This is a genomic window from Streptomyces hainanensis (assembly GCF_004348415.1).
GTDB classification, from domain to species: Bacteria; Actinomycetota; Actinomycetes; order Streptomycetales; family Streptomycetaceae; genus Streptomyces; species Streptomyces hainanensis.
The window spans coordinates 1-4,066 of sequence record NZ_SMKI01000594.1; the positions used below are offsets into that span (position 1 = coordinate 1).

General features: G+C 73.4%; 4 protein-coding genes. 3 read left to right on the forward strand and 1 reads right to left on the reverse strand.

The window, feature by feature from the left end:
* Positions 1–154 precede the first annotated feature (154 nt).
* The gene (locus E1283_RS33130; RefSeq protein WP_132821868.1) at positions 155–1,321 is read right to left on the reverse strand and encodes a pyridoxal-phosphate-dependent aminotransferase family protein; all 1,167 of its coding nucleotides are present in this window, start codon (positions 1,319–1,321) and stop codon (positions 155–157) included.
* Between the two features lie 120 nt (positions 1,322–1,441).
* On the opposite strand from E1283_RS33130, the gene E1283_RS33135 reads away from it, so the two are divergent.
* From E1283_RS33135 to E1283_RS33145, 3 genes are all read left to right on the forward strand, one after another.
* Positions 1,442–2,206, forward strand: coding sequence for an IclR family transcriptional regulator (locus E1283_RS33135; protein WP_132821869.1), 765 nt, complete (start codon positions 1,442–1,444; stop codon positions 2,204–2,206).
* A 119-nt stretch (positions 2,207–2,325) separates the two neighbouring features.
* Entirely contained in the window at positions 2,326–3,147 is an 822-nt protein-coding gene (locus E1283_RS33140) for a hydroxypyruvate isomerase family protein (RefSeq protein ID WP_132821870.1), read from the forward strand.
* Positions 3,148–3,167: 20 nt separating this feature from the next.
* Positions 3,168–4,046 (forward strand): 2-hydroxy-3-oxopropionate reductase, encoded by an 879-nt coding sequence (locus E1283_RS33145; RefSeq protein WP_132821871.1) that lies wholly within the window; start codon positions 3,168–3,170, stop codon positions 4,044–4,046.
* Positions 4,047–4,066: the final 20 nt, after the last annotated feature.

Below are 4,066 nucleotides of genomic sequence, written 5' to 3' on the forward strand. Positions count from 1 at the left end.
CGTCATGGAGGGCCTGCGCCAACGCACCGAGGAGACGATCCACCTGGTCGTCCCCGAGCAGGACCGGGTCGTCCTGATCGAGCGCCTGGAGACGTCCAACCCGCTGCGCATCAGCATGGCGCTCGGGATGGTCATGGCGGTCCGTTCTCCCTTCTCACGCGGTGCGCAGGACGTCGAGGGCGGCCTGGAGGCCGGTGGGCTCGACGGCGACGCCGGCCAGTTCGAGGCCGAGTTGGACGCCGGCGAGGGTGCCGGCGAGCGTCAGGTCGTTGAGGTCGCCGAGGTGTCCGATCCGGAACACCCGGCCGGCGAGCCGGCCGAGGCCGGTGCCGAGCGACATGTCGAAGCGGTCGAGGACGACGCGGCGGACCCGGTCGGCGTCGTGTTCCTCGGGCAGCAGCACGGCGGTGAGGGAGCCGGAGTACTCGCGCGGGTCGGCGCACAGCACCTGCAGGCCCCAGCCGCGCACGGCGGCCCTGGTGGCCTCGGCGTGGCGCGCGTGGCGCGCGAACACCCGGGGCAGGCCCTCGGCTTCGAGCAGGGTCAGTGCCTCCCGCAGGCCGTAGAGGAGGTTGGTGGGCGGGGTGTAGGGGTAGAAGCCGCGTTCGTTGGCCTCGATGACGGGGGCCCAGTCCCAGTACGACCTGGGCAGCCGCGCCGTCCCGGCGGCGGCGAGCGCCTTGGGGCCGACCGCGTTGAAGCCGAGGCCGGGGGGGAGCATCAGCCCCTTCTGCGAGCAGCCGACGGTGACGTCGACGCCCCACTCGTCGTGCCGGTAGTCGAGGGAGGCCAGCGAGGAGATCGTGTCGACCAGCAGGAGCGCGGGGTGCTCGGCCGCGTCGATGGCGGCCCTGATCTCGGGCACCCGGCTGGTGACCCCGGTCGAGGTCTCGTTGTGCACGACCAGGACGGCGGCGATGCCGTGTTCCCGGTCGGCGGCGAGCCGTTCGGCGACGGCGGCCGGGTCGACGCCGCGCCGCCAGTCGCCGGGGACGAAGTCGACGACCAGGCCGAGGCTCTCGGCCATCTCCCGCCAGAGGGTGGCGAAGTGGCCGGTCTCGAAGGCCAGCACCCGGTCGCCGGGCGAGAGCGTGTTGACCAGGGCGGCCTCCCAGGCCCCGGTGCCGGAGGACGGGTAGACGACGACCGGTCCCGTGGTGCCGAACACCGCGCGGACCCGGGGCAGCAGGTCGAGCGTGAACGCGGCGAAGTCCGCTCCGCGGTGGTCGATCGTGGGTTGTGCGATGGCCCGCAACACGCGGTCCGGGACGTTGGTCGGTCCGGGGATCTGTAGGAAATGGCGTCCGCTGTGCGCGGTCATTCACCCAACCTCTCTCCTGTGCCAGAGGGCCGCGCCACCCAGGACCGTGCCGTGAGGTGGTACGCTGTGCCGCCACGAAGCACGGGGAGGCTAGGGGCGGGTGAAGGGGGAGTCAAGGGAATGCGCAACGTCCTGAACACGCTGCGGGTGCTGGAGGAGGTCGCCACGCGGCAGCCGATCGGCGTCGGCGAGTTGGCCCGCGCGCTGGACATGCCCAAGAGCTCGGTGCAGCGGGCGCTGGTCACCCTGGACGAGGCCGGGTGGATCCGCCCCGCCGCCGGGGAGTTGCGGCGGTGGGTGGTGACGACCAAGGCGCTCGCGGTCGGCGCGCGCGCCAGCGGGGAACTCGGCCTGCGCGACGCGGCGGTGCCCGTCATGGAGGGCCTGCGCCAACGCACCGAGGAGACGATCCACCTGGTCGTCCCCGAGCAGGACCGGGTCGTCCTGATCGAGCGCCTGGAGACGTCCAACCCGCTGCGCATCAGCATGGCGCTCGGGCACGCGCTCCCGCTGCACGCCTCCGCCAACGGCAAGGCGGTCCTCGCCAACGGCGGCCCCGAACTCCTCGACCGGCTGCTGGCCGACGAGTTGCCGCGCTACACGGAGCACACGATCGTCGATCCCGACCGGTTGCGCGCCGAGTTGGCGCTGGTCAGGGAGCGCGGCTACGCCCTCAACCACGGGGAGTGGCGGACCGACGTCGGCTCGGTCGCCGCGGCCGTCCTCGAGGCGCCGGGGCGGCCGGTCGCCAGCCTCAGCGTGAACATCCCGATGAGCCGTCTGACGCGGGAGAACGAGGCGGTCTTCGGCGTCGCGGTGTGCCGGGCGGCCGGGGAGATCGGCGCCCGGCTCGGCTACGGAGGGGCGGCGCGGGACGCCGGTTGACGACCCGCCGCCCGGTGACGGCGGGGCGTTGACCGATGGTTGGTGGTGTCGATACCCTTCGAGGCGTTCCGATTTCGTGGAATCAGTTTTCCACATAGTGAAATAGTCGAGGTGTCGCGGTGGATCCCACCCGGTTTGAGGTCAACCTCTCGATCCTGTTCACCGAACTGCCCCTGCTGGACCGACCCGCGGCGGCCAGGGCCGCCGGGTTCGACGCCGTGGAGTTCTGGTGGCCGTTCCCCGAGGCGGTGCCCGCCGACCGCGACGTGGACCGGTTCACGCGGGCCGTCACCGACGCCGGGGTCGCCCTGGTCGGCCTGAACTTCTTCGCGGGGGACATGCCGGCCGGCGAGCGTGGCGTGCTCTCCGACCCCGGCCGCGCCGGTGAGTTCGCCGACAACGTCGACGTGGTCGTCGGCATCGGCGAGCGGCTCGGTTGCCGCGCCTTCAACGCCCTGCACGGCAACCGGATCGACGGCGTCGCCCCGGCCGCACAGGACGAGGCCGCCACGGAGAGCCTGGTCCACGCGGCGAAGGCGACGGCGCGGATCGGCGGCACGGTGCTCGTCGAGCCGGTCAGCGGTGTGCCCGCCTACCCGCTGAAGACCGCCGCCCACGCCCTCGCGGTGATCGACCGGGCGCGCGAGGCGGGCGGCGTGGACAATCTGCGGCTGCTGTTCGACCTGTACCACCTGACGGTCAACGGCGACGACCTCGACGCCGTCCTCGACCGGCACGCGGCCGCCATCGGCCACGTGCAGATCGCCGACGCGCCCGGCCGCAACGAACCGGGCACCGGCGACATCGACTTCGCCCACTACTTCGCCAGGCTCGACGCGGCCGGCTACACCGGCCACGTCGGCCTCGAGTACAAACCGAGCGGGGCCAGCGCCGACAGTTTCGGCTGGATCTCCACCGGATCGAGCGCCGAGCGCGCGTGAGCACGGAGGTACCGCACAGCATGAGCAGGATCGGATTCGTCGGACTCGGCATCATGGGCGGCCCGATGGCGGCCAACCTGGTCAGGGCCGGTCACCGGGTCGCCGGTTACAACCGCGGCCCGGCCAAGGTCGAACGACTGGTGGCCGCCGGGGGCGTCGGGGCGTCGAGCGTCGCGGAGGCCGTCCGCGACGCCGAGTTCGTCTTCACCATGCTGCCCGACTCCCCCGACGTCGAGGCCGTGGTGCTCGGCGAGGACGGGGTACTGGCCCACGCCGCGCCGGGCACGCTCCTCGTCGACTGCAGCACCATCCGGCCCGACGTCGCCCGCCGGGTCGCCGAGGCCGCGGCGGCGCGGGGGGTGCGCGCGCTCGACGCGCCGGTCAGCGGCGGCGAGCCCAAGGCGGTCGACGGCACCCTGTCCATCATGGTCGGCGGCGAGGCGGAGGCGTTCGCCGCGGCCCGGGAGGTGCTCGGCGCGGTCGGCACCACCGTCGTGCACGTCGGCGCCTCCGGCGCGGGACAGACCGTCAAGGCGGCCAACCAGCTCGTCGTCGCCGGCACCATCGGCCTGGTCGCCGAGGCGCTGGTGTTCCTGGAGGCGCACGGGGTGGACACCGAGGCCGGCCTCACCGTGCTCGGCGGCGGACTGGCCGGAAGCACCGTGCTGGACGCCAAGGGCCGGAAGATGCGGGAGCGCGAGTTCGCCCCCGGCTTCCGCCTCGAACTGCACCACAAGGACCTGGGCATCGTGCAGAGCGCGGCCCGCGAGGCCGGCCTGTCGATCCCGCTCGGCGGGCTGGTCGCACAGCTGGTCGCCGCGGCCGTCGCGCAGGGCGACGGCACGCTCGACCACTCCGCGCTGCTGCGGCAGATCACCCGGCTCAACGGCCGCGACTGACACGCCGGCCCACCCCCGCC

Coding starts and splice junctions, on each gene's coding strand:
- E1283_RS33130 (WP_132821868.1), bottom strand. CDS start 1,321: ATGACCGCGCACAGCGGACGCCATTTCCTACAGATCCCCGGACCGACC.
- E1283_RS33135 (WP_132821869.1), top strand. CDS start 1,442: ATGCGCAACGTCCTGAACACGCTGCGGGTGCTGGAGGAGGTCGCCACG.
- E1283_RS33145 (WP_132821871.1), top strand. CDS start 3,168: ATGAGCAGGATCGGATTCGTCGGACTCGGCATCATGGGCGGCCCGATG.